Genomic DNA, 23,625 nt, shown 5'->3' with positions numbered 1-23,625 from the left:
GGGGCTACAGCTTGCGCTCGAACTCGGTGATGAACTCGCAGAGGGCGGCGACGCCGGCCTCGGGGAAGGCGTTGTAGATCGAGGCGCGGAAGCCGCCGACGGAGCGGTGGCCCTTGAGGCCGTCGAAGCCGAGCGCCTGGGCCTCGGTCAGGAACTTCTTGGCGAGGCCCTCGCGCTGGGCCTCGGGCGCGCGGGCGCAGGTCCAGGTCACGTTCATCAGCGAGCGGCTGCCCGGCTGGGCGTGCGGCTGGAACACCTTGCTGTTGTCGAGCACGTCGTAGAGCCGCCGGGCCTTGCGCTCGTTGCGGGCGCCGATCGCCGCCAGGCCGCCCTCGTCGCGCATCCACTCGAGCACCAGCTTGAGCACCAGCACCCCGAAGGTGTTCGGCGTGTTGTAGAGGCTGGGCTCCTTCGCGTGTGTCCCATAGCGCAGGTACACAGGGACATGTCCCGCGGGCTTCCTGGCGAGCAGGTCCTTGCGCACGTAGACCAGCGTGACGCCCGAGGGCCCGAGGTTCTTCTGCGCGCCGGCGTAGCCGAGCGCGGCCCGCTCTAACGCCATCGGCCGCGCGCCGGCGTGGCTCGAGAAGTCGATCACCAGCGGGACGCCGCCCTGGGCCGCGGGGATCTCGGGGTACTCGGTGCCGTAGATCGTGTTGTTGGTGGTGATGTGGAGGTAGCTGGCGCCGGCGTAGGTGTCGGCGGCCGGGAACTCGGGGATCCGGTCGTAGTTGGTGGCCTTCGAGCCGGCGATCACGCGGGTGGGCCCGAGGCCCTCGCTCTCGGCGATCGCCCGGTTCGACCACACGCCGGTGTCGACGTACGCGGCGAACTTGTCGGCCTCGCGCAGGTTGAGCGGGACCATCACGAACTGCAGGCTGGCTCCCCCCTGCAGGAACAGCACCTGGTGCGTCTCGGGCACCCCCAGGACCTCGTGGACCAGCTTCTCGGCGCCGAACGTGATCGCCTCGTAGGGCCCGCTGCGGTGCGAGATCTCGAGGATCGACAGACCCACGCCGGCGGCCTCCCTGGCGTGGCCGTTCTGACGCAGCTCGTGCACGGCCTCGGCCGCGCGCTCGAGCACCACCGGCGGGAGGATGGCCGGACCGGCCGAGAAGTTCCACAGCTTGGGCTTGCCGCTGTCCATGGCGCAGGAGCATATCAGCGGCGCCAGCGGCCCAGGTCGTGGGTTTGCGCACTCCCGCGCGGGCCGTCGCAGGCCTTCAGCGGCGGGTGTGCCCGCGGAAACGTCGCTCGAGGAACTCGCTCGCGCGGGTCATGAGCGCGTGTGTCTCCGGGGACAGGTGACCTGCGCGCGCGGCGACGCGGGCCCGCACCAGCGGAGGACCCTCGCCGGGCACCGCGAGCGCGAGCGCGTCGAGCCGCGCGCGCGCCTCGGCGACCACCGCGAGGGCGTCGTCGAGGCCGACCTCGTCGGCCTCGAGGGCGGCGTACAGCATGCACCGGTAGCTGCGGCAGGGGCCGGGCCGATCGGCGTAGATCGTGCACTGCCGGGCGTGCAGGGCCGCGCACGGCTGGGGCAGGACGGCGCCGTCGTCGCGGCCGAGGACGACGAGGCCGCGCCGCTGCACCGCGTCGACCTCGGCGGGCGCGAGCGGGACGGCGGCGAACAGGGCGCCGTCGCAGCAGAGGGCGCAGCGCTGACAGAGCGTGGCGAGGGACATCGCGCGGGGATCAGCGCGAGGAGTAGCAGTGCTTCTCCTGCGCGCCACAGCGGATCCGCACGTGCATGTGCGTGGTGTGACCCTCGACGTGGCGGATCACCACCCGCTTGTTGCTGCGCTTCTTGACCTTCACCGGCCACTCGAGCCACGCGTCGAGCTGCTCGCGCGACACGCCCGACTCGCGGGCGGCCTTGTAGATCCGCTTCTGCAGGTTGTACTCGAGGAAGATGTACTCGACCTCGCCGGTGTCGAGGAAGGCGCGCATCAGCTCCCAGGTCGCCTTCCAGTCGACGTCGGCCGAGGTCGTGTGCTTCTTGCCCTCGGAGGTGCGCAGGAGCGGCAGGCGGATGTCGACGTCGCGGCCGCTCTGGTGCGACTTGTGCGGCCGGAACCGGCCGCCGCGGGGCCGACTCATCCCGCCGATCACGACCTGGCCCTTGAACCGGCTCTCGTGGCGGAAGCGGGTGATCGCCGCCAGCGTCTGCATCACCGTGTGCGTCGAGCCGTACGCCTCGTCGGGCTTGCGCTTGACGTAGAGGTCGGGGCGGTCGGGCAGCTCGACGCCGCGGACCAGCTTGCCGCGGTTCGGCTTGCCGATGCTGATGCCGCCGGCGCGCACGCGGATCTGCGCCAGCTTGGTGCCCAGCTCGGCCAGCGGCGAGAGGTCGAGGTCCTTCCAGCAGACGACCTTGAGCTTCTTCTTGGGATCGAGCTTGAACTTGTCGCCGAGGCGCGGGTTCTGCTGCCGCAGCTTGGCGACCTCGACCCCGAAGCCGGCGGCGATCGAGTCCCAGGTGTCGCCGCGCTTGACGATGTGCTCGAGCTTCTCGCGCGGCGGCGGGCTGTGGGTGGTGATGACCCGCAGGTCCTTCTTCTGCCTGGGGATCGGCGCGCCGGCCTTGATCGCGTTCCACTTCTCGAGGTCGCCGAGTGCGACCTGATAGCGCCTGGCGACGTCCTCGAGCGTCTCGCCGGGGATCAGCTCGTGCTTGAGCGACTTCGGCTTGACCGGCGGCGGAGGCGGGGGCGGCGGGCCCTCGGCGTAGACGATCTCGGGCTCGGGCCCGGCCGGCTGCGACAACAGCTCGCGCTCGATCGCCTCGAGCTCGGAGGTCGGGTCGTCCGTGTCGGCGGCGCTCTCGTCGTCGAGGTCGCCCTCGCCGTCGGTGTCGGTGTCGGCGAACTCGCCGTCCGGCACCGACGACGGGCCCCACACGTCCCGCTGCACCGGCTTGACCGCGGCCGGCTTGCTCGCCGCGGAATTCTTGGAGGTCGGCTTCTTCTTGCCCTTGCTGCTGCCCGACTTCTTCTTCGCGCTCGTGCCCGCGGCCGCGGCCTCGCGCACGAGCGGCGTCGCCAGGCCGCCGCACAACACCACGAGCAGCACCCACCAGGCGGACCAGCGCGGCGCGAAAGCGGGTCGGGGAGGGCGTGCGGACGAGGCCAGGGTCATGCCGTCAGGAGCACCGGACAAGCTAGCAGAGGCCGTCCGTTGCGGGCATGGGCGCCGCGCGGCGGTCGCCGGCGGCGGCGCGGGCCGCGGACCTCGAGCTTGTTCCCGCGCCGTGCGGCCGAACGACCGCACGCACGAGGCTCTGGACGCGAATTTACAGCTGCAATCGGATTGCGAAACGCGTCGAGGGCGCGGCGCGCGGTCCGTCGCTTGCGGAGATCTTCCCGCGTCACTTCTGGGGCTTCTTGCCCTCAGTCTTGGCGTCTTCGACGCCGAGGACCTTCAGGACCTCGGGATAGACCTTGTCGGCGAAGAACTCGCTGCCGGCCATGGTGAAGTGGATACCGTCCTCTTCGCGGAGGGCCTGGGCCTTGCGCTTGCCGATGGTGGCGGAGTCGATGAGTTCGCCGGCCGCGGTGGTGATGAAGGGCGTGGTGTCGAGGTAGACCCCGGCCTCGCCGAAGTCGGCGAGCGCCTGGCTCTGCACCTCGCGAATGGTGGTCAGCTTCTGCTCGAAGCTGGTGGTGCCGGTGCGCGGCAGGCCGAGCCACAGGACCTTGCGGCCGTCGGCGGAGATCTCGCTGAGAAAGTCAGCGACCCGCGCCTTGTAGGCGTCGTTCCAGCCGTCGGACTTCCAGGCCACGCGCTTGCCCTTGCCGGTCTTGCTGGTGAGGTCCTGGCCGTCGTTGCCGCCCATGATGACGACGACGAGGTCGGGTTTGCGCTGGTCGACGGCCTTCTTGGCCTCCGACTCCCAGTCATAGAAGTCGGGCCGGGCGAGGCCGGTCGCGCTCTTGGCCTTGCGGAAGCACTCGATGTCGGGGTGCTCGTCGAGCCGCTTCTCCAACATCGCCCCGAAACCGGTCGCAGCCAGGCTGTCGCCGAGGACGAGCACCTTGCGCGGGCCGCTGGGGGCCGCGGCGACCTCGGCGGGCGCCGGCTCCGGAGTCGCCGGCGCGATCGCGGGCTCCTGGGGAGCCGCAGCAGCCGCAGGAGCAGGCTCAGGGGCCGGCGGCTCGTCCGAAGGGATCGCCGCAGGCGGGGGCGTCAGCGCCGGGGTCCCCGGCGTGGGCTTGTCGCAGGCGAGGGCCAACACCAGGGTCAGAGGGACGAACAGCCGCAGGAGGGGCATGGGGACACGCCTATAGCCCGAACGGACCGCTCGAGGGAAGAAGCTGGCAGATTGCCGGGGCGAACCCGAGCAGGGGCCGGGAATGGCGCCGCCGAAAGGCCGGTATTTGCGCCGCTGGCAACCCCCGCGAAGCTGTGAAACACTCGTCAAGCCTGCGCATCCACGACCTCGAGGCGGCAGGCACAGGAGCGATGGTCATGCAGAATTCAGAGACCGACACCAACCTGGCCACTTCGATCTCCCGCTGGCGGACAGCGCGAAAGATCATCCTCGGCTCGATCATCCTCGCCGGCTCGATGGCCACCTCGGCCGCCCTGCTTCAGCGCTACGCCGGCACCAACTGCAAGGCCCAGCAGCAGCGCGTCGCCGAACGCGGATACACCTACTCCGGCATCGGCGCGGTGATCCAGCAGCGCGGCGAGTTCGTGGTGGTCCGCGATGTGCTCCCCGGCGCCCCGGCGGACGGCGTTCTGCGCGAGGGCATGCACCTCGTGTCGGTCGACGGCATGTACCCGGTCAGCGTCGAGGACTGGGCGGCCGCCCTCCGCGGCCCGTCGGGCACGAGCGTCACCATCGAGGTCGCGACCCGCTGCAGCGGCCACAAGTTCGTCACCCTCGAGCGCCAGCTGATCCGCGTCCACAAGTGAGTCGGGGCCGACCGGCTCCGTTCTGGCTCCGTTCTTGGGCGGCAGCCCGCCCCGCTCCCGACGGCCCCCGGCGCCTCGCGCCGCGGGGCTGTTCGCGTTAAAAAATCCGGCCGCGGGCCGCCTCGAGGCCGTCGGTCTACCTCGTCGGTGCGGCCGACCGCCGCCGCCCGCGTCACGCCGTTCCGCTTGCGGCCTCGCAAGCCGGTTTTCTCGCCCGGGGGTTGCTCGCTCGCGGCAAAAGCCAAAACACTTGCGGGCATGATCGCCGCCGCCGAGCACGAGGCCCGCGTCCATGCCATCGCCGCGGAGGTCCGCGAGCGGATCGGCCGCGGAGAGCCGGTCCACATCGACAAGGGCGGGGTCCACCACGTGGTGCCGCTCCCGGGCGACCGCCGCTTCCGCAGCCCGGCGATCGACGTGTCGGCGCTGCGCCGGGTGCTGCACGTCGACCGCGAGGCCCGGCGCTGCGTCGCCGAGCCGGGCGTGACGTTCGCCGACCTGGTCGATGTGACATTGCCCATGGGACTGGTGCCCGCGGTGGTGCCCGAGCTCGAGGGCATCACCGTCGGCGGGGCGGTGGCCGGCTGCGCGGTCGAGTCGAGCTCGTTCCGGGTCGGCGGGTTCCACGACACCTGCCGCGAGCTCGAGCTGGTGAGCGGCGCGGGCGAGGTCATCACCTGCTCGCGCGAGCGCGAGTCGCTGGCCTACGACATGGTCCACGGCTCGTACGGCACGCTGGCGATCGTGACGCGCCTCGAGTTCGACCTGGTGCCGGCCGAGCCGTTCGTCGAGCTGAGCTACGAGCACCACCGCGACCCGGCGCGCTACTTCGCGGCGATGCGGGCCCACTGCGAGGCCGGCGAGTACGCGTTCATCGACGGCATCGTCCACGGGCCGGACGAGCTGGTGCTGTGCCTCGGGCGCTTCGTCGCCCGCGCGCCGCACGTCAGCGACTACCGCCGGCGCCACATCTATTACAAGAGCACGCGCACGCGCGCGGTCGACTACCTGCGGACGCGCGACTACTTCTTCCGCTACGACACCGAGTGTCACTGGCTGACGCGCACCGTGCCCGGCCTCGAGAACAGGCTCGTGCGTGCGCTCGTGGGCAAGCACGTGCTCGGCTCGACCAACCTGATCCGCTGGTCGAACCGGCTCGGGCCGCTGCTCGGCGCGCTCAAGCGGCGGCCCGACGTCGTCGTCGACCTGTTCGTGCCGCACCGGCGGATCCTCGACTTCTACGGGTGGTACGCCTGCGAGCCGCGCTTCTATCCGCTTTGGGTGATCCCTTACCGTCTGCCGAGGTGGTACCCATGGCTGAGCCCTGCGATGGTCGACAAGATCGGCGATCCGCTGCTGGTCGATTGCGCCATCTACGGCATGCCCAACGGCGAGCCCGGGCGCGACTGGTCGCAGGTGTTCGAGGAGCAGACGTACGCGTGCGACGGCGTGAAGACGCTGATCTCGCGCAACCACTACACCCGCGAGCGCTTCTTCTCGATCTACGACGAGGCCAACTACAGCGCGGCGAAGCGGCGCCTCGATCCGCACGGCGTGTTCCCGGGGCTGTACGAGAAGCTGCACCGCGTCGGTTGAGGACCGCACGACATCGCGCCTGGACTTGGCGGGTCGCACGCTGCACCCTTCGCCGCATGAGCCTTACGCTTCACACGAACCTTCGCGCCGTCCTCCTCGCCGCCTGCACGCTGACGCTGGCGGCCTGTCCCGAGGGCGGGAAAGAGACCGAGACCGGCACGGCGACCGAGCCGACGACCGAGGCGGCCAGCGAGACCGGGACCGAGTCGGTGTCGAGCACGATGACGCCGACCGACGGCGGGCCGACCGAGGGCACGATGACCGCGGGCACGATGACCGCGGGGATGACGGACTCGACGACGGTCGACGGCTCGACCGAGACCGCGGGCACCAGCGACACGATGGGCGGCGAGACCACCGCTGTCGACACCGAGACCGAGGGCGACACCGACGTCGTCCCGCCCGAGCTCGAGGCGAGCTGCACGGCGGCCTGCGACAAGTTCTACGAGTGCATCGAGATGCCGCCGTTCCCCGACTTCGCCACCTGCACCGGCGACTGCGCCGACTCGCTCGGCGAAGGCGAGGGCTGCCTCGCGGCCACGGTCGCGTTCAACAACTGCGTCGGCACCTTCACCTGCGAGCAGCTGGACACCGCGCTGGGCGCAGAGGAGTTCGGACCCTGCGCCGACGAGTTCGAGGCGATGCAGACCACCTGCGTCAGCAGCCTGTGCGAGGGCTTCGGCTCGAACAACGGCGCCGACGCCTGCTCGATCGGCCAGCAGTGCGAGGGCCAGCCGCCCCAGGAGTTCAAGTGCGAGGGCGACACCTGCACCTGCCTCGTCAACGACGCGGCCGAGAGCGAGTGCCCCGCGCCCCCCGGCTTCTGCGAGGCGGAGTTCGCGGAGCAGGCGCAGGCCGCGTTCGAGTGCTGCGGCTTCGAACTGTAGGTGTTGGCAGGCGGGCGCGGGTCGGGTAGCGTGCGGCGCCATGCAGCCGGACGACCCGCGTCTCGCGTATGTCCTCTTGTACACCGACGGCGCGTGCGCCGGGAACCCGGGGCCCGGCGGGTGGGCCTACGTGCTCATCCACCCGGCCAGCGGCAAGCAGCGCGAGGAGTCCGGCGGCGAGACGCACACCACCAACAACCGCATGGAGCTGATGGCGGTCATCCGCGGGCTCGGGGCGCTGCGCCGGCCGATGACCGTCGACCTCTACTCCGATTCACAGTATGTCCTGAAGGGCATGTCCGAATGGCTAGCCGGGTGGAAGCGCGCCGGCTGGCGCACCGCCGACCGCCAGCCGGTCAAGAACCAGGACCTGTGGCAGACCCTCGACGGGTTCCTGAGCACGCACCAGATCCGCTTCCACTGGGTCCGCGGCCACAGCGGCCACCCGCAGAACGAGCGCTGCGACCGTCTGGCCGTGGCCGCGCGCGACGCGGCCCGCAGCGGCTATGCCCCGAAGGACAGGTTGACGGTCGGCGACGCGCCGGCCGGCTTCGCCGCGGCCAAGCGCTGAGGCCCGGCTGTCCCGCAGGACAGGCCGCGTCAGCGCTGGTAGACGATGACGTTGTGGACCAGCGTGTGGGTCCGGCCCGGGTTCTCGTAGCTGTGCGGCACGTCGGCGGCGAAGCTGGCCGTGTCGCCGGCGGCGAGGTCGTGGACCTCCTCGGCGACGCGCAGGCGCAGCTGGCCGACCAGCACGGTGACGCTCTCGCCGGTGCCGGGCGCGTGCGGCTCGGAGCTGTGGACCGCGCGCGGGGCCAGGCGCAGCTCGTAGACCTCGACGCCGCCGAGCGTGCCGGCGGGGGTGAGCGGGCGGCTCTCGAGCTGGCCGTCGGCCGACCGCAGGACCCGCTGGTCGGGCCGGCGCAGCACGCTGACGCGCTCGGTCTTGTCGGCGCCGAGCAGGGCCGAGAACGGCACCTCGAGCCCGGCGGCGATCTTCCACAGGATGGCGATCGTCGGGTTGGTCTTGGCGGTCTCGACCTGCGACAGGCTGGCCCGCGAGACACCCGACCTTCGGGCCATGTCGTCGAGCGAGTAGCCGCGGGCCTTGCGGAGGCTGCGGATGTTGTCGGCCAGCCGCCGCGTCAATTCGGCCGCGCCGATGTCGCCCTCGCCCAGCAGCGCGATCTCGGAGGCGGCGGCCCCGGACTCGGGCTCCGGCCGGCCGCTCTCGGACCCCGAGGGGCGCGACCCGGAAACAGCCTCCGAAGCCGGGCGGCGTGGCGTTCTTGCGGCCATTTCGCGGGTTCCTTATATGTCAGAGCCCGTCGCGTCCGCAAGCGCGGCGTGGCCCCGGGATTGCCGCGCAAGCGCGGCCGTTGACGATCGCGGCGACCTCGCGTAGGCCAGGCGGCCTGCGCCCCGCTGCCCCGACCCCGCCCGAGCTCGTGCTGGTCCGCCACGGCGAGACCGTGGGCCAGTCGTCGATCCGCCTCTACGGGGCCACGGACGTGGCGCTCAGCTCGCTCGGGCTGTCGCAGATCGAGCGCGTGGCGGCGGCGCTGGCGGCCGAGGCGGGCTTCGAGGCGGTGCTGGCGTCGCCGCTGCAGCGCTCGCGGGCCGCGGCGGCGCTGGTGGCCGGCGGGCAGCGGCCGCCGCCGGAGGTCACGGTGGTGCCCGAGTTCGCCGAGGTCGACTTCGGCGCGTGGGAGGGCCTCACCTTCGACGAGGTCGCCGGCCGCGACCCCGCAGGCTACGCCCGCTACCACGCCGAGGGCCTCGCGTTCGCCTACCCCGGCGGCGAGTCGCGCCAGGCCTTCTGGGACCGCGTGCAGGCCGGTGCGCGCCGGGTCCTGGCCGCGCCCGCGTGCCCGCGCACCGTCGCCGTGCTGCACAAGGGCGTGATCAAGGCGGTGATCGCCGCGCTCACCGGCATGTCGCAGGCCGAGGCCGCGGTCCTGCCGGTCTCGCTGGCCGGCGTCTATCGCCTGCGCCACCGCCCGGATGGCCGATGGGACATCCAGGTCCAGAACGCCACCGAACACCTCGGCGAGCTCGATCTCGGCGGGTGAGGGCGAAAGACCCCACGGGCGCGCGGGTCGCGGGCGAGCCGACTGCGTGCTACGGTGACGCGAATGGAGAGGAGCGCGGCCGCTCGTTCACGGACCGCGAGCGGGGACCGATGAAGCTCCGCCTGGTCGCCCACGCGTCGCTGCTGATCGAGGCCGGCGGCGCGACGATCTGGACCGACCCGTGGCTCGGCGGCAAGGTCTTCAACAATTCGTGGTCGCTGCTGGTGCCGCCGGCGTGGGACGCGGCGTGGCTCGAGCAGGTCGATTACCTGTGGGTCTCGCACGAGCACCCGGACCACTTCCACCTGCCGACGCTGCGCGACCTGCCGGCCGCGTTCAAGCGCCGCGTCACCGTGCTGTTCCAGCAGCTGCCGACCGACAAGCTGCCGCAGGCGTTCGCCCGCCTCGGCTACGACAAGGTCCGCCTGCTGCCGCACCGCGCGCTCGTCGACCTGCGGCCCGGGCTGCAGGTCTACTGCTACCAGGTCGGGCAGATGGACTCTGTCCTCGCGGTCATGTCCGAGGGGACATGTCTCGTGAACGTCAACGACGCCGAGGCCGACGCCGGCGACTGCCGGATCATCCGCGGCGACCTCGGGCCGGCGCAGGTGGTGCTGAACCAGTTCTCGCTGGCGGGCTACGGCGGCGAGGCCGACCGCGAGCAGCGCCTGCCGCGGAAGGCCCGGGCGATCGTCGACAGCATGATCGCCAACCATCGCGACCTCGGCGCCGAGACGACGATCCCGATCGCCAGCTTCGTCCGCTTCTCGTGCGAGGACAACGCGTACATGAACGCGTACGCCAACACCCCGCGGCGCGTCGCGGCGGCGTTCGAGCACCTCGGCCTGCGCCTCGACGTGCTCGCGCCCGGCGACGCGTACGCGGTCGGCGGCGCGTGGGACTCGAGGCCGGGGCTCGCGTTCTGGGACCAGGCGTTCGCCGCGGCCGCCGCGGCCCCGCTCGATCGGCCGGCGCCGGTCGAGCCGGCGGCGATCGTCGCCGCCGCCCAGGCGCTCGCCGCTCGCCTCGCCGAGCACTACCCGCCCTGGCTGTTGCACGCGTGGTTGAAGCCGGTGGCGATCCGCGTGCCTGACCTCGACGTCACGCTGCGCCTCGACCTCGCGCGCGGCCGCTGCGAGCCGGCCCCCGGCGCGCCGGTCGACGTCGAGGTGTGCGGGCAGCCGCTGCTGTTCGCGCTGTCGCAGCCGTTCGGGCTGCAGACGCTCGGGGTCTCCGCGCGGCTGGTCGTCCGGCGCGGGCTGAAGAACTGGCGCCGCCACCGGATCCTCCTGTCGATGTACAACGCCGAGGTCTACCTGCGGCCGCGCGAGTTGCTGACGCGGCGCAACCTGAATCACCTGCGCGCGCGCCTGCGGGGGGGTCTGCGGCAGCTGCGGTACCAGCTGCAGCGGATGCGATGAGCGCGGCCGCGTGGTACGGTCGCCTCCGATGCCCGAGGAGACCCTGGAGATCCCGCTCACCGTCGTGGGCCTCGACGGCGAGGTGATCACGCTCGACGACCGCACGCGCGCGCTGGTCCAGTCGGTGCTGCCGACGGCGATGAGCCACCTGCGGATCGGCGAGGTGATCGCGGCCGGCGGCGTCGGCTCGGTGCGGGTCGCGTTCGACAAGTCGCTGCAGCGGCGCATGGCGCTCAAGACCCTGCAGGCGGGCTCCTACAATTATTACTTGCTGGTGCACGCGTTCATCCGCGAGGCCCAGGTGTCGGGCCAGCTCGACCACCCCAACATCGCCCCGATCTACGAGCTCGGGCGCGACCCGGAGGGCGGCATCTTCTTCACGATGAAGCTGATCGAGGGCCGCTCGCTCTACTCGCTCGTCGGCGGCCGCCCGGCCCGCACGCCCGACCAGCTGCAGCGCCGCCTCGACGCGTTCGTCAAGGTGTGCGACGGCGTCGCGTTCGCCCACAGCCGCGGCGTGCTCCACTGCGACATCAAGACCGCCAACATCATGGTCGGCGCGTACGGCCAGGTGTTCGTGATGGACTGGGGCAACGCGTTCCTGCTGCCGCCGCGCCCCGGCTCCGAGGAGGCGTGGGCGCGCGAGAGCCTGCCGCCGCTGCGCCCCGAGGAGGCCGACAACATCGTCTGGGGCACGCCCGAGTACATGTCGCCCGAGCAGGCGCTCGGCCGCCGCAAGTCGCTCGACGAGCGCTCCGACGTGTTCCTGCTCGGCGGCCTGCTGTTCGAGCTGCTCACCGGCCGCCCGCTCTACCAGGACGCCGACCCCAAGCGCGTGCTCAAGATGGCCCAGCGCGGCGAGGTCACGCCGCCCGACGTCGTCGTCGGCCCCGAGGTCAGCTTCCCGCCCGAGCTGGTGCGGATCTGCATGAAGGCGCTGGCGGTCAAGCCCGACGACCGCTACCGCCGCGTCGACGACCTGATCGACGACATCAAGGCGCTGCTGCGCGGCGGCGGCAGCTTCGCGGTCACGCCGGTGCCCAGGGGCGAGCTCGTGATCCGCGAGGGCGAGGTCGGCGAGGCGGCCTACATCGTCCGCGCCGGCAAGCTGCAGGTGTTCAAAAATATGGGCAGCGCGAAGGTGGTGCTGCGCCAGCTCGGCCCCGGCGACGTGTTCGGCGAGACCGCCATCTTCGCCGCCTCGCCGCGCACCGCCAGCGTGGTCGCGCTGACCGACAGCGAGCTGGTGGTGGTGACGAGGAAGACGATCGAGCGCGAGCTCGACGCGATGCAGCCGTGGCTGGCCGCGTTCGTGCGCACGCTGGCGACCCGCTTCGGCGGCGTCGGCTCGCCCGAGTACGTGGCCTGAAGGACGTGTCTGAAGGGGGATTCGAGCCACGCCTCTCTTGAGGGACATGTTGATGTGTCTCGAAGGACAGGCGTGCTCGCGAGCGCACGAAGGCGGCCGACTCGCCTGCTACCTCGGCGAGCGCCCCGACATTCCCCGCGGTTCGCCGTTTCGTGGCGCCGGCGGTGGTGAGGCTCGACGGGGGCGTCCGACCGCCGCTCCGCCGGTCGCATTCGAAGGTCGGGTCGCGGCGGAGTGACGGTGGCGAGTGGCGTCGAGGCCGTCCGCCGCGTACCATCCGCGGGTGTCGGGTCGTCGTCCTGTCGTCGTAGCGATCGTCGCGCTCGCGTTGGCCGGCGCGCCCATCCCCGCGCGCGCGCAGGAGCCCGCGCCGCCGCCTCCGCCCGCGCAGGAGACCGTGAAGCAGCCGTCCCCGGTCGCGCCGGTGCAGAACCCCGTGACCCCGGTCGCGTACGACACCGTGGTGCTGCGAGACGGCAGCGTGCTGCGCGGGACGATCCTCGAGCTGCACCCCGAGCGCGAGGTCATCATCGCCCTGGCCAGCGGCACGCGGATCATCGCCTGGCACGAGCTCTCGTGGGCCCAGTTCGCCGGCGCGGCGGCGGTCGGCCCCGAGGCATCCACCGCCGGTCCTTCAGGACAGGTCGCTCAGGACAGCAACGGCGCGCCCGCGGCGGACGAGCCGGCGCCGGGCCCGAGCCGGCCGCGGATCTTCATCGAGCTCGAGCGCCCGGCCGACGTCCACCTGTTCGAGGGCACGCCGCCGGAGCTGCGGAACAGCCGCAGCACGCCGGCGTACTCGGCCTCGCGGTCGGTCTGTCGCGCGCCGTGCGGCAAGGTCATCGACGGCAGCGCGGGCTACCCGTTCTTCATCGGCGGCGAGAGGGTCGCCTCGTCGCGGCAGTTCATTTTAAAGGATATGGAAGGCGAGTACGTCGCGCGCGTCAAGCCGGGGCGCCGCGGCCTGCTGTTCGGCGGGGTGTTGCTGGCGGGCTACGGCACCGCCGGCACGCTGGCGGGCGGCGGGCTGCTGGCGGTCGGGCGCGGCGACACTCTGCGCACGGCCGGGGCGACGGCGCTCGGCGTCGGCCTGGCGCTGCTGGCGGCCGGCGTGACGATGGCGATCCACGGGACCACGCGCGTCCGCCTCGAGCGCCGGCGCTGAGGCGCGAATCATCGCACGGGCGCTGCCCTCGGCTCGCAGGAGCGATCGTCGCGCGGCGGCCGCGGCGACGACTGCCGTCATTCACCGAGCGCATGGGCGGGCGCCCGGGCCGCCCTGATGAGGCGGGTGCATCGCCGGCGAGTGCCCCGATAGCGTGTGCGCTCGACCTCTGCCGATCCGGCCCGCTCGCCCGCGAGGTCGTATGCCGGATCTGTCCGTCAGCGACGAACCGCGAGCCGGTCCGCTCCGCCAGCCGGGCTCCCGGTCGTTTCGCCGGAGAAGCGCCTGTGCTTGGGGTCAACGGTGTGGCACCCGATCGGGCTTACACACGAAGGGCGCTGCACGACGCATCGCCATACGAAACGAAGGGATGACTTCCATGCACAAGAGCTTTTGTACCCTCGCAGGAATCGCGCTGGCAATCGGCGCAGTGATGTCCGTGGCTCACGCCGCCCCCCCGGCTCCCATTCGCCGCTGCCCGAGCGGTTGGGACCTGTCCAGGGCCCAGAGGCAGGCGGAGAGGGACGCCGACTTCAACCAGGACCGCTTCGTCTGCGTGAAGAACGAGAACGTCAAGGACAACACTCTCCCGCTCTGACGAGCCGCGACAACCTCGCAGAGGGAAAGTGCACGTGAGGACATGTCCTCACGGACATGAAGTTGAACCGCCGGAGCTCGTCGTCCGCCGATGTGTCGGCGGGCGACGAGCGGCGCGTCGAGGGTCACTTCGGCGGCACGACGAACAGGCCGGCCAGGCACATCTCGTTCTGCGTGCCCCAGCCGGGCGTGATCGGCTCCTTGTCGGCGCGGGTGTCGTACTGGCAGGTGACCTTGAGGCGCGAGCTCCGGTCGATGACCGGCAGCTCGTCGTAGAAGTAGTAGAACTGCCAGCCGAAGTCCCAGCGCTGGACGTCGCCGAGGCACTGATCGTCGGTGTCGGTCACGAGGGACGCGCGCCACTTGGTGCCGCGCTCGTGCATGTGCGGGAAGATCCCGTGGAGCTCGATCCGGTCGAGGCCGAGCTCGTCGAACAGCCACTCGCCGATGGCGACCTCCCACTCGTAGCGCGCGTCGGCCTGGCCGGCGGCGATCGAGGCGGGCTTCTCGTCGAACAGCGAGTCGATGAACAGGTCGACGAGCATGAACATGCCCTCGCGCTCGACCTCGTCGGCGAGGCGGAGGCGCACCTGCGTGCTGTCGGACTCGGTGTTGCCGGGGCCGTCGTGGAGGTTGTAGTGCAGCTGCACGACGACGACCTCGCTCTTGCGCAGGCGCACGCCGGTGCCCTCGGGGAATTCGACGGCGCCCATGCCCGGGGCCCAGGTGACGGGCTGCTGCGCGACGGCCACGCCGTCGCCGGCCGCGCTGAAGCAGGGCCAGCCGTCGCGGTCGGGCGACTCGGCGTCGAGCTTCTCGATGACCTCGCGGTTGGTGCTGCCGTCGCCGATCCACGACTCGGCGTCGAGGTCGACCGGCATGGCGATGACGTGGTGCACGAGCTTGGGGTTGCCGGCGGTGATCTCGTAGCCGGTGATGAACCGGTCGCGGTCGAGGCCGGGCTCGATGAGGAAGCAGCGGTACTCGTCGAAGGCGGTGAGCGGGCCGCCCTGGGCCTCGGGCACGAATTCGGGGGTCTGCAGGTCGAGGCCGGACTCGAGCGTCGGCAGGGCCATCGGCGCGAGGTCGTCGCGCGGCTCGCCCTCGGGCGCGTCCGCGTCGGCCCACGCGGCGATGGTGTCGATCTGCTCCTGCGTGAGCGCCAGCGAGTCGCGGAATTCGCCGCAGCTGTCGTCGGAGGTCATGAGCCACGGCGGCATGGTGCGCGCCGCCACCGCGGCGGCGCTGGCCTGGGCCCACGTGCGCGCGTCCTCGTAGTTGTCGAGGCGGAACGGCGCGATCCCCCCCTCGGTGTGACAACCGACGCAGCTGTTGAAGAAGATGGGCGCGACGTGCTGCCAATAAGTAGTCTCGGTCTCGTCGGCAGGCGGCGGCTCCTCGTCCTTGCACGCGCTCGCGAGCAGGAGCAACGCCGGGGTGAGTTTCCGGAGGTCTCGAAGCATACGCGCTGGAACACCGCGACCCGGAAGAAGTGTCACCGCGCGCGGCGCCCTTGCGAGGCGGTGTGCGCCTGGACGATCATCCGGCCATGCCGCGCGCCGCGATCGGAGTCGACGGGCTGTCCTGCGCGGACGCCCGGACGGTCCGCGGGGGCCGCCCCGAGGGGCCCGGCGCGGCATCGCGCGTGAGGCCTCGGCGCGGCGCAAAAAAAATTCGCCGATGCAGTGACGGGCGGAGCCGCGGGCGGTGTTGGAGGGTCGAGGCGAGCGGGGGCTGATGGCCATCGACGTCCAGGAGACCTACAAGCGCCACGGACCGATGGTCCTGCGCCGCTGCCGGAGCTTGCTGCACGACGAGCAGCAGGCGGTGGATGCCATGCACGATGTCTTCGTACAGCTTCTGGTGCACCGCGAGCGCCTGGTCGACAAGGGCGCGTGCAGCCTATTGTGGCGGATCGCCACCAACGTGTGCCTCAACAAGATCCGCTCGCGGCGGCGGCGGCCCGAGGACCCGCAGTCGGAGCTGCTGGCGGAGATCGCCGCGCACGACGACGCCGAGTCGCGCGGCGTGGCCCGCGTGGTGCTCGACAGGTTGTTCGCGCGCGAGCCGGTGTCGACCGGGACGATGGCGGTGATGCACCTCGTCGACGGGATGACGCTCGAGGAGGTCGCCGAGAGCGTCGGCCTCTCGGTCTCCGGGGTCCGCAAGCGGCTCCGGACGCTGCGCGCCGGCGTGATGGCGCGAGAGGGGGCCGCATGAGCGAGACGGGCACGAGGAAGCGACCGGCGCTGCATGTCGAGGAGATCGCGGCGGGCGAGCGCGCCGGCGCGCTCGACGAGGCCGAGCTGGCGGCGATCCGGGCCTCGAACGCGGCGATCCTGGCGGCGCACCCGGCCGCGGCGGTGGCCGCCGAGGTCGGGCGCCGCGCGGGCCAGCGGATGGCCGAGCGGCGGGCGCGGCGGCAGCGGATGGCGTGGTACGGCGCGCCGACGCTGGCGGCGGCGGCGGCGGCGACGGTCGTGCTGATGCGCCAGGGCCCGGAGGTGACGACCACGCCGGAGCCGTCTGTCTTCGGGGACATGTCCCCGGGGGAATCCAAGGACGGCGTGCGGATCAAGGGGTTGGCGTCGCACCTGGTGCTGCACCGCCAGGTCGGCGAGACGGCCGAGCTGCTGCGCGCGCCGGCGCGGGCCGGGGCCGGAGATGTCCTTCAGGTCAGCTACGTCGCGGCCGGGGCCAGGCACGGGGTGGTCGCGTCGCTCGACGGGGCCGGCGTCGTGACGCTGCACTTCCCGGCCGAGGCCGGCGGCTCGACGGCGCTGCAGCAGAGCGGGGCGGTCCGGCTGGCGCAATCGTACGAGCTCGACGCGGCGCCGCGGTTCGAGCGCTTCGTGTTCGTGACCGCCGAGGCGCCGATCGACGCGTCGCGGGTGGTGGCGGCTTTGAAGATGCTGGCGCCGTTCGCCGACGCCACCACGCGCCCGCTGGCGTTGCCGGCGGGCTGGGCCCAGTCGTCGTTTTTGGTCGAGAAGGTGGTGCCATGATCACGTCGCTCACGCTGGCCGCGGTCGCCCTGAGCACCGCGCTGGGCCTGGCTCCCCGCGAACCGGCCCACGACGACGCGGCCGCGGTCCCGGTCCCGGTGGTGCAGACGCGGCGGGTGGCCCTGATCGTCGGCGCCAACGACGGCGGGCCCGGGCGCGTCAAGCTGCGCTACGCCGGCAGCGACGCCAAGGCGCTGTCGCGGGTGCTGGCCGAGGTCGGCGGCATCGAGCGCCGCGACGCGTTCGTGCTGATCGACCCGAGCCCGACGCAGCTCCTCGACGGGTTCCGCTGGGCGCAAGATCGGGTGCAGAAGGCCCGGGCGAGCGGCGAGCGGGTGCAATTCCTGTTCTATTATTCGGGGCACGCCGACGACCGCGGGGTCCACCTGGGGACGTCGCAGATCGACTATCCCAGGCTGCGCGCGCTGATCCACGGGGTCGACGCGCAGGTGCGGCTCGGCCTGCTCGACTCGTGCTCGTCGGGCGCGTTCGTGCGGAGCAAGGGCGGGAAGATGCGGCCGCCGCTGAGCACCGGCGACGCCAACATCCAGGGCCACGCGTTCTTGACCTCGAGCTCGGCCGAGGAGGCGGCGCAGGAGTCGGACCGGATCGGCGGGTCGTACTTCACGCATTACCTGGTGTCGGGCCTGCGCGGCGCGGCCGACGTCAACCGCGACCGCCGGGTCACGCTGCACGAGGCCTATCGCTTCGCGTTCGACGAGACGCTGGCCGGCACCGAGACGACCCTCGGGCGCGCGCAGCACCCGGTGTACGACATTCAATTGGTCGGCACCGGCGACCTGGTGATGACCGACCTGCGCGAGACGACGGCGACGCTCGAGATTCACCCGACCGTCGGCGGGCGCGTGTACGTGCGCGACAGCGACGGGCGGCTGGCGGCCGAATTGTACAAGGGCGTCGGCGCGGGCGCGGTGTCGCTGGCGCTCGAGCCCGGGCGCTATTCGGTGGTGATCGACGACGGCGCGACGATGTGGCGCGGCACCGTCGACGTGCGGCCGGGGGTGCAGAACGAATTGACGCGCTCGGCGCTGTCGCAGGTCGGCACCGAGATGACGACCATGCGCGGCAGCGAGGTGCCGATCGACCCGTCGCAGTACCGCAAGATCCCGGTCCAGTTCGGGTTCGTGTACCCGCTGACGACCAACAAGATCGAGCGCGAGCGCAAGGTCATCAACCGCTTCAGCCTCAACCTGATCCTCGGGCGCGCGGCGATGATCGACGGGGTCGAGGTGTCGAGCGGCGGCAACTGGGTCGACGAGAACGTGCGCGGCGTCCAGCTGTCGCCGGGCGCCAACTACGTCGGCGGCGACGTGCACGGCTTCCAGTCGACCGCCGGCGTCAACGTCGTCGGCGGCAGCATGCGCGGCGTTCAGGGCGCGGCCGGCGTCAACGTCGTCGGCGGCGACGCCTCCGGGGTGCAGGCGGTCGCCGGCGTCAACGTGGTGCGCGGGCACATGCGCGGGATCCAGGCGGCCGGCGGCGTCAACTGGGCCCGCTCGATCGCCGGCGCGCAGATCGCCCCGATCAGCGTCACCCGCGATGTCCGAGGCGCGCAGGTCGGCGTCGTCGGCGTGGCGGCCGGCAAGGTCAGCGGGGCGCAGGTCGGCGTGATCAACTACGCCGACGAGGCCGACGCGCAGGTCGGCGTCCTCAACATCACCCGCAAGGGCGGTATCTACGCCGACATCTGGACCTCGGACATCGCGGCGATCAACCTCGCGGTCAAGTTCCGCGCCAAGTACACCTATTCGTTCCTGGCCGTCGGCCTGCACCCGGCCGGCCAGGGCCGCGGCTTCATGTCGGGCGTCGGCTTCGGCGGGCACATCCCGATCAAGCAGCGCTTCTACCTCGACGTCGACCTCGCCACCTACTGGGCGCAGCCGCAGTTCAGGTTCCGCAACAACCCGTCGCTCATCAACTCCCTGCGGGTGATGTTCGGCTGGCAGGAGAACCGCCGGTTCGCCGTGTGGGGCGGCCCGACCCTCAACATGGACATCGACTTCGAGGGCGGGCGCCAGCGCATGGGCTACGGCTGGGTGGTCCAGCGCGTGCCGATCGAGGCGCACGAGCTGCGGATGTGGCCCGGCTTCGTGGTCGGCGTCTCGCTGTGATCGTAAGATGAACGCGAGGACATGCGCGAAAGGTCGTGTCCTCAACCCGGCGGTTGGTTCGGCGCCTCCTCGCACACGGGGGCGGGGACGACGTCGGCGTGGACCGCGGAGATCTGGCAATGCAGCTCGAGGCTGCCGGTCTTGAGGCAGCCGGCGAAGGGGCCGCACGGCGGCTCGCCGAGGGTGAACAGCTCGTCGTCGACGACGGCCTGGACGCAGGCGGCGAAGTGGGCGACGAGGTAATTTTTATAGTGCGTGAGCGACTCGATCACGCGGGCCTTGCAGCCGGCGAGGCCGCCGCAGGGGGCGGTCGTCGCGGGGTCGGCGAGCAGCTCGTCGAACCGCGCGATCGCGCCGAGGCAGGCCCCGTGGGCGCAGTCGCTCTTGCAGGTCGCCTTCAGGGCCTCGGCCGACGCTCCCGCCTCGCAGCAGGCTCCCACCTCGTCGTCCCCGGGGAAGACCACCGGCTCGATCGTCTGCTTGACCGGGTGGCCGCAGGCGAGCTTGCACTGGTCGTAGTAGAAGTAAGATTCGGCGAGCTGGCCCTCGCACTGCACGAGCGTGCCCGGGCCGCCGCCATCGGCGAACTGTGGCGCCGCGCACGGACCGATGCTCTCCCCCCCGGGCGCAGTCAACGTGCCGGCGCTCGCGCCGGATCGATCGACCTCGGGCCCGAGGCCGCAGGCCGCCGCCCCGAGCGCGAGGGCGAGACAGAGTGCGAAGGGTGCTCGTGTCCACGACATCGATCTAACGACCCAACATAATCGACGACGGCCGGCGAGCACGTCGCCTACACCACGCCGCGATCCACCGGCGCTCCCGCGAGGCGCGGGGCGGATCTGCTCGCGGCGCGCCCTGCGGAGCGGAGCCGCTGCGGGACCGCCCGCGCGGTCCATGCGTGGGCAAAGGCCCCCGCGTCGCCGGCCGGGAGGGCGCCGAATTCGGGTGGAAGCCCGTCTCGCGGAGCAGGATGCCCGCGACACGATGCACATGACCGAAAGGTCATGTGCAAGCAATGGCGATCACATCGGCGGCTCGTCGGGCGGGACCCACAGCGACTTGAAGTTGAGGCCGCCGGGGTAGCCGTAGGAGGTGGCCCAATCGAGGCCGGCGACCATCACGCCGATCGGAGCGTCGGCGCTGATGAAGTGGGCCCCGTCGACGCAGGTGCCCTCGCCGGTGTTGTCGTCGAGCTCGACGTAGCCGACCTCGTAGTTGGTGCCGGCGATCGCGGTGAAGTGATCGGGGGTGACCACGCCGACGCAGTCGAGCTCGACGGTGGTGCCGGCCTCGCGCATGATGATGGCGAAGTCGCGGGGGTACGAGGTGTCGGTGAGGAACGGGAGCTGCGTCATCCACTGCTCGATCGGCGGCACCTGGATCATGTAGGGGTCGCCGGTCGGGCCCTGGCTGCAGTTGCTGGGGTTGCCGGTCTGCGTGATCACGTTGTAGCAGCCGGTCATGAACTGCATGAGCATGAACGGCTGATCGCCGGTGGCGACGAAGCTCTCGGTGCTGGCGAATTCGACGATCTGGCCGGCCTGGGTGATGTTGATCGACCCGCCGACGCCGGGCTGCGGCGGCTGCAATTGCACGGTGCTGCCCGCGACCGCGCCGACGATCCGCCAGCGCACTTCCTCCGGGGCGGGGTTGATCTCGGGCACGCGCTGCGGGTGGCGGGCGCCGACGTAGCTGGTGCCCCACGAGGCCAGCGGCACCATCTGCTCCTCGAGGTGGTCGCAGGCGTACCACGGGCTGCCGGGGATCAGCACGCAGTCGGTGCCGGAGAACACGGCCACCGGCTTGTCGGAGCCGATGAAGAAGGCGCTGGTGTCGCTGTTGGGGACGAAGGTCCAGGCGTCGAAGGCGTCGAGGGCGGCGTCGCCGGTGGTGGTGGTGATCGTCGTGCCGTCCTCGACCGCGACGACGACCGCCCACTTGTTCCACATCGACGGGTACGAGGCCGCGAAGTGCGAGGTCGCCAGCGCCTGGCGCGGCAGCAGCAGGCTGGCCTCGGCGACGTGCGACGGGCCGCCGCCGACCGGGTTGATCTGCATCGCCGTGACCGGGACCGTCGACGTCACGCGGAACGCCGCCGCGGGGGTGAGGCCGCTGACGCCGACCATGTGGTCGCCCGGGATCACGCCGCCAGCCCCGTTGATCTTGATCAGCTGGCTGTGCTTGGGCGCGACCTCGAACTGCGTGACCACGCGCAGGGTGCCGCCGGGCCCGCGCAGGTCCTCGATCGTGACCATGGCTGGCCCTTCGGACATGTTACCGACGCTGATGCCGTAGGCCAGCTCGTTGGACTGCAGCATCGGCAGGTCGACGGCCCAGAACTCGCAGCCGACGCTGGTCGCGGGATGCATGGCGATGTTGTCGCAGGTCAGCGGCAGCGGCACCGGGTCGTCGGTGTCGCCGCCGCCGAAGTCGGGCGGGCCGCCGATGTCGAGCTTGGGCTGGTGGTCGGTGGTGACGACGCTGTCGGTCGTGGTGGGCGCGCCCTCGGTGCCGGTGCCCGACTCGCTGGCGCTCGAGTCGGTGCCGGTCTCGCTGGTCGGCGAGGCGGTGGTCGGCAGGGTCGGGTCGGTGTTTCCGGCCGAGGTGATGGACGTCTCGGTGCCCGAGTCGGCGCGGCCGCCGGGGCCGCTGCAGCCGGCGAGGGCGAGCGCGAGGGAGCCGAACGAGATGAGCGGACGCGGCGAGCTGCGCAACAAGGAGGAGCCTCCACGGTCACGCTACGTGCCGGCGTGCGCGCGCGTCAAGCCGGACAACTGCGCGCGAGCGCTGCGCGTGCAGGTGTCCGCATCGCCGCGCGATCGCCACGGTCGCGCGGTCGCGTGTGGAGACCTGCAGGGCGCTGCGGCGCGCGGTCGCGCTGTGCATCGGGGCGGTCCTGGATCTCGCGCGCCGCGAGCATGATCGCGGATCGGTGGGTAGCACGTGCATTCATGATATGTCTCAAAGAACATATCATGGCAGCGGAGCCGCGGCTCCGGACTGGGTGATCGCGAGCGGTGGAGATGGATCCAACACTCAGGACAATCGCCGCTGTCGAGTGGGAAATTCTACCCCCAGCATCTGGGGTCGAGAGGCGAATATCAGGCGAAAATCGTGAGAACACGGATCAGCTCGCTGGACAATTCCGCACTCGTTTGCCAAGTATCGCCGCCCCATGACCAAGACCCACCCCACAGTCCTGTTCGTCGCGCTCACGCTCCTCCCCCTCGCGTGCAGCAGCTCGCCCAAGACCGACACCGCGACGCCGGAGCCGACCGCGTCGGCCCCGCCGACGCCCGCACCCGAGCCGCCGAAGCCGGAGGTCAAGCCGATCCCCGAGGGCTTCTTCGCCGTGACGCCGCAGATCGTCGTCAAGGGCGTCGACGAGGCCGTCGACTTCTACGTCAAGAACCTCGGCGCCAGCAAGGTGCTGGCGATCCCCGGCGAGGGCGGCAAGTCGATCCACGCCGAGGTCAAGATCGGTGACTCGATCCTGATGATCGACGAGGAAGGCAACGACATGAAGGGCCCGCTGACGCTCGGCGGCTCGCCGACGGCGCTGCTCATCTACTCGCCCGACGTCGACGCCACCGTCGCCGCGCTGGCCGCCGCCGGCGCGAAGGTGACGATGCCGGCCGAGGACCAGTTCTGGGGCGACCGCTGGGCCGAGGTCACCGACCCGTTCGGCCACCGCTGGGAGATCGCCACGCACGTCGAGGACCTGACGCCCGAGCAGATGGCGGAGCGGGCCAAGATCGCGCTGGCGCCGAGCAAGAAGAAGCCGAAGAAGGGCGCCGCGCCGGCGTGGAAGAAGATCGAGGGCACGCCCGCGACCGAGAAGGTCGCCAAGGACTACCACACGATCACGCCGAGCTTCGTGGTGGCCGACGCCAACGCGGCGATCGAGTTCTACAAGAACGCGTTCGGGGCGACCGAGAAGTCGCGCATGCTGGCGCTCGACGGCAAGAAGGTCATGCACGCGGAGATCGTGATCGGCGACAGCACGCTGATGCTGTCCGACGCGTTCCCCGAGATGGGCAGCAAGTCGATCGCCGACTACAACGGCACGCCGATGTCGTTCCACCACTACGTGACCGACGCCGACGCCGTGTTCGCCAAGGCGACGGCGGCCGGCGCCACGGCGCTCATGCCGGTCGGCGACATGTTCTGGGGCGACCGCTACGGCATGGTCGCCGACCCCTCCGGCATGGCGTGGGGCATCGCCACGCACAAGGAGGACGTCACGCCCGAGCAGATGGCCGAGCGCATGCAGGCCGAGATGGCCAAGCAGAAGCCGACCTCCTGAGGCCCCTCGCTGCTCCGACTCCGGCGCGCCGGCCCTCGCGGGCGGCGCGCCGAGGTCTTTGGTGACAGAGACTTTCGGGACATGTCCTCTTGGGCATGTCGTCCCGACCGTCCGCGTCAGACGGGCTCATGATCGGGGCTCCGTCAAGCGCACTCGAC

General features: G+C 71.5%; 21 protein-coding genes. 13 read left to right on the top strand and 8 right to left on the bottom strand.

The window, feature by feature from the left end:
• Positions 1–4: 4 nt before the first annotated feature.
• From serC to K7C98_RS11000, 4 genes are all read right to left on the bottom strand, one after another.
• On the bottom strand, positions 5–1,147 hold the full coding sequence (gene serC / locus K7C98_RS11015; RefSeq protein ID WP_224191552.1) for a 3-phosphoserine/phosphohydroxythreonine transaminase: 1,143 nt from the start codon (positions 1,145–1,147) through the stop codon (positions 5–7).
• A 76-nt stretch (positions 1,148–1,223) separates the two neighbouring features.
• Positions 1,224–1,685, bottom strand: a complete 462-nt coding sequence (locus K7C98_RS11010) for a YkgJ family cysteine cluster protein (protein ID WP_224191551.1) — start codon at positions 1,683–1,685, stop codon at positions 1,224–1,226.
• Positions 1,686–1,695: 10 nt separating this feature from the next.
• A complete protein-coding gene (locus K7C98_RS11005; protein ID WP_224191550.1) occupies positions 1,696–3,138 on the bottom strand; it encodes a penicillin-insensitive murein endopeptidase in 1,443 nt (480 codons plus the stop codon).
• Between the two features lie 229 nt (positions 3,139–3,367).
• Positions 3,368–4,270 (bottom strand): SGNH/GDSL hydrolase family protein, encoded by a 903-nt coding sequence (locus tag K7C98_RS11000; RefSeq protein ID WP_224191549.1) that lies wholly within the window; start codon positions 4,268–4,270, stop codon positions 3,368–3,370.
• 197 nt (positions 4,271–4,467) lie between these two features.
• Here K7C98_RS11000 and K7C98_RS10995 point away from each other — a divergent pair, with 197 nt between their 5' ends.
• The 4 genes from K7C98_RS10995 to rnhA all read left to right on the top strand — a co-directional run bounded on the left by K7C98_RS10995 (position 4,468) and on the right by rnhA (position 7,971).
• On the top strand, positions 4,468–4,917 hold the full coding sequence (locus K7C98_RS10995; protein ID WP_224191548.1) for a PDZ domain-containing protein: 450 nt from the start codon (positions 4,468–4,470) through the stop codon (positions 4,915–4,917).
• 258 nt (positions 4,918–5,175) lie between these two features.
• Positions 5,176–6,513 carry an FAD-binding oxidoreductase gene (locus K7C98_RS10990; RefSeq protein ID WP_224191547.1) on the top strand — a complete coding sequence of 446 codons (1,338 nt, stop codon included), beginning with the start codon at positions 5,176–5,178 and terminating at the stop codon, positions 6,511–6,513.
• Between the two features lie 56 nt (positions 6,514–6,569).
• The gene (locus K7C98_RS10985) at positions 6,570–7,400 is read left to right on the top strand and encodes a hypothetical protein (RefSeq protein ID WP_224191546.1); all 831 of its coding nucleotides are present in this window, start codon (positions 6,570–6,572) and stop codon (positions 7,398–7,400) included.
• A 40-nt stretch (positions 7,401–7,440) separates the two neighbouring features.
• On the top strand, positions 7,441–7,971 hold the full coding sequence (gene rnhA, locus K7C98_RS10980) for a ribonuclease HI (RefSeq protein ID WP_224191545.1): 531 nt from the start codon (positions 7,441–7,443) through the stop codon (positions 7,969–7,971).
• Positions 7,972–8,000: 29 nt separating this feature from the next.
• Here rnhA and K7C98_RS10975 read toward each other — a convergent pair whose 3' ends face one another.
• A complete protein-coding gene (locus K7C98_RS10975) occupies positions 8,001–8,699 on the bottom strand; it encodes a helix-turn-helix domain-containing protein (RefSeq protein WP_224191544.1) in 699 nt (232 codons plus the stop codon).
• An 80-nt stretch (positions 8,700–8,779) separates the two neighbouring features.
• On the opposite strand from K7C98_RS10975, the gene K7C98_RS10970 reads away from it, so the two are divergent.
• The 5 genes from K7C98_RS10970 (at position 8,780) to K7C98_RS10950 (ending at position 14,025) form a co-directional block, all read left to right on the top strand.
• Entirely contained in the window at positions 8,780–9,472 is a 693-nt protein-coding gene (locus K7C98_RS10970; RefSeq protein WP_224191543.1) for a histidine phosphatase family protein, read from the top strand.
• 110 nt (positions 9,473–9,582) lie between these two features.
• A complete protein-coding gene (locus tag K7C98_RS10965; RefSeq protein ID WP_224191542.1) occupies positions 9,583–10,893 on the top strand; it encodes an MBL fold metallo-hydrolase in 1,311 nt (436 codons plus the stop codon).
• A gap of 28 nt (positions 10,894–10,921) precedes the next feature.
• Positions 10,922–12,262, top strand: coding sequence for a protein kinase domain-containing protein (locus tag K7C98_RS10960; RefSeq protein WP_224191541.1), 1,341 nt, complete (start codon positions 10,922–10,924; stop codon positions 12,260–12,262).
• Between the two features lie 283 nt (positions 12,263–12,545).
• Complete coding sequence (locus tag K7C98_RS10955; RefSeq protein ID WP_224191540.1) at positions 12,546–13,427, top strand: hypothetical protein; 882 nt, start codon at positions 12,546–12,548, stop codon at positions 13,425–13,427.
• 433 nt (positions 13,428–13,860) lie between these two features.
• On the top strand, positions 13,861–14,025 hold the full coding sequence (locus K7C98_RS10950; protein ID WP_224191539.1) for a hypothetical protein: 165 nt from the start codon (positions 13,861–13,863) through the stop codon (positions 14,023–14,025).
• 124 nt (positions 14,026–14,149) lie between these two features.
• Here the strand turns inward: K7C98_RS10950 and K7C98_RS10945 are convergent, their stop codons facing one another.
• The gene (locus K7C98_RS10945) at positions 14,150–15,454 is read right to left on the bottom strand and encodes a hypothetical protein (protein WP_224191538.1); all 1,305 of its coding nucleotides are present in this window, start codon (positions 15,452–15,454) and stop codon (positions 14,150–14,152) included.
• A 307-nt stretch (positions 15,455–15,761) separates the two neighbouring features.
• Here K7C98_RS10945 and K7C98_RS10940 point away from each other — a divergent pair, with 307 nt between their 5' ends.
• Genes K7C98_RS10940 through K7C98_RS10930 form a run of 3 tightly spaced genes read left to right on the top strand, consistent with a single transcriptional unit; the run spans position 15,762 to position 19,161 of the window.
• Entirely contained in the window at positions 15,762–16,244 is a 483-nt protein-coding gene (locus K7C98_RS10940; RefSeq protein ID WP_224191592.1) for an RNA polymerase sigma factor, read from the top strand.
• Positions 16,241–17,029 (top strand): hypothetical protein, encoded by a 789-nt coding sequence (locus K7C98_RS10935; protein ID WP_224191537.1) that lies wholly within the window; start codon positions 16,241–16,243, stop codon positions 17,027–17,029. Before K7C98_RS10940 ends, K7C98_RS10935 begins: the two co-directional genes overlap by 4 nt.
• Positions 17,026–19,161 carry a caspase family protein gene (locus tag K7C98_RS10930; protein WP_224191536.1) on the top strand — a complete coding sequence of 712 codons (2,136 nt, stop codon included), beginning with the start codon at positions 17,026–17,028 and terminating at the stop codon, positions 19,159–19,161. Before K7C98_RS10935 ends, K7C98_RS10930 begins: the two co-directional genes overlap by 4 nt.
• Positions 19,162–19,202: 41 nt before the next feature.
• Here the strand turns inward: K7C98_RS10930 and K7C98_RS10925 are convergent, their stop codons facing one another.
• Together K7C98_RS10925 and K7C98_RS10920 are read right to left on the bottom strand one after the other, a co-directional pair.
• Entirely contained in the window at positions 19,203–19,904 is a 702-nt protein-coding gene (locus K7C98_RS10925; RefSeq protein WP_224191535.1) for a hypothetical protein, read from the bottom strand.
• Between the two features lie 279 nt (positions 19,905–20,183).
• Positions 20,184–21,878 carry an IgGFc-binding protein gene (locus K7C98_RS10920; RefSeq protein ID WP_224191534.1) on the bottom strand — a complete coding sequence of 565 codons (1,695 nt, stop codon included), beginning with the start codon at positions 21,876–21,878 and terminating at the stop codon, positions 20,184–20,186.
• Between the two features lie 458 nt (positions 21,879–22,336).
• Between K7C98_RS10920 and K7C98_RS10915 the strand changes: the two genes are divergently transcribed.
• Positions 22,337–23,467, top strand: coding sequence for a VOC family protein (locus K7C98_RS10915; RefSeq protein WP_224191533.1), 1,131 nt, complete (start codon positions 22,337–22,339; stop codon positions 23,465–23,467).
• Positions 23,468–23,625 lie beyond the last annotated feature (158 nt).

Source organism: Nannocystis pusilla (assembly GCF_020073745.1).
GTDB lineage: Bacteria > Myxococcota_A > Polyangia > Nannocystales > Nannocystaceae > Nannocystis > Nannocystis radixulma.
This window is presented reverse-complemented; position numbering and strand designations above follow the sequence as displayed.

Excerpts from the sequence above, each read along its gene's own strand:
- serC (WP_224191552.1), bottom strand. The coding sequence starts at position 1,147 with ATGGACAGCGGCAAGCCCAAGCTGTGGAACTTCTCGGCCGGTCCGGCC.
- K7C98_RS11010 (WP_224191551.1), bottom strand. The coding sequence starts at position 1,685 with ATGTCCCTCGCCACGCTCTGTCAGCGCTGCGCCCTCTGCTGCGACGGC.
- K7C98_RS11005 (WP_224191550.1), bottom strand. The coding sequence starts at position 3,138 with ATGACCCTGGCCTCGTCCGCACGCCCTCCCCGACCCGCTTTCGCGCCG.
- K7C98_RS11000 (WP_224191549.1), bottom strand. The coding sequence starts at position 4,270 with ATGCCCCTCCTGCGGCTGTTCGTCCCTCTGACCCTGGTGTTGGCCCTC.
- K7C98_RS10995 (WP_224191548.1), top strand. The coding sequence starts at position 4,468 with ATGCAGAATTCAGAGACCGACACCAACCTGGCCACTTCGATCTCCCGC.
- K7C98_RS10990 (WP_224191547.1), top strand. The coding sequence starts at position 5,176 with ATGATCGCCGCCGCCGAGCACGAGGCCCGCGTCCATGCCATCGCCGCG.
- K7C98_RS10985 (WP_224191546.1), top strand. The coding sequence starts at position 6,570 with ATGAGCCTTACGCTTCACACGAACCTTCGCGCCGTCCTCCTCGCCGCC.
- rnhA (WP_224191545.1), top strand. The coding sequence starts at position 7,441 with ATGCAGCCGGACGACCCGCGTCTCGCGTATGTCCTCTTGTACACCGAC.
- K7C98_RS10975 (WP_224191544.1), bottom strand. The coding sequence starts at position 8,699 with ATGGCCGCAAGAACGCCACGCCGCCCGGCTTCGGAGGCTGTTTCCGGG.
- K7C98_RS10965 (WP_224191542.1), top strand. The coding sequence starts at position 9,583 with ATGAAGCTCCGCCTGGTCGCCCACGCGTCGCTGCTGATCGAGGCCGGC.
- K7C98_RS10960 (WP_224191541.1), top strand. The coding sequence starts at position 10,922 with ATGCCCGAGGAGACCCTGGAGATCCCGCTCACCGTCGTGGGCCTCGAC.
- K7C98_RS10950 (WP_224191539.1), top strand. The coding sequence starts at position 13,861 with ATGTCCGTGGCTCACGCCGCCCCCCCGGCTCCCATTCGCCGCTGCCCG.
- K7C98_RS10940 (WP_224191592.1), top strand. The coding sequence starts at position 15,762 with ATGGCCATCGACGTCCAGGAGACCTACAAGCGCCACGGACCGATGGTC.
- K7C98_RS10935 (WP_224191537.1), top strand. The coding sequence starts at position 16,241 with ATGAGCGAGACGGGCACGAGGAAGCGACCGGCGCTGCATGTCGAGGAG.
- K7C98_RS10930 (WP_224191536.1), top strand. The coding sequence starts at position 17,026 with ATGATCACGTCGCTCACGCTGGCCGCGGTCGCCCTGAGCACCGCGCTG.
- K7C98_RS10925 (WP_224191535.1), bottom strand. The coding sequence starts at position 19,904 with ATGTCGTGGACACGAGCACCCTTCGCACTCTGTCTCGCCCTCGCGCTC.
- K7C98_RS10915 (WP_224191533.1), top strand. The coding sequence starts at position 22,337 with ATGACCAAGACCCACCCCACAGTCCTGTTCGTCGCGCTCACGCTCCTC.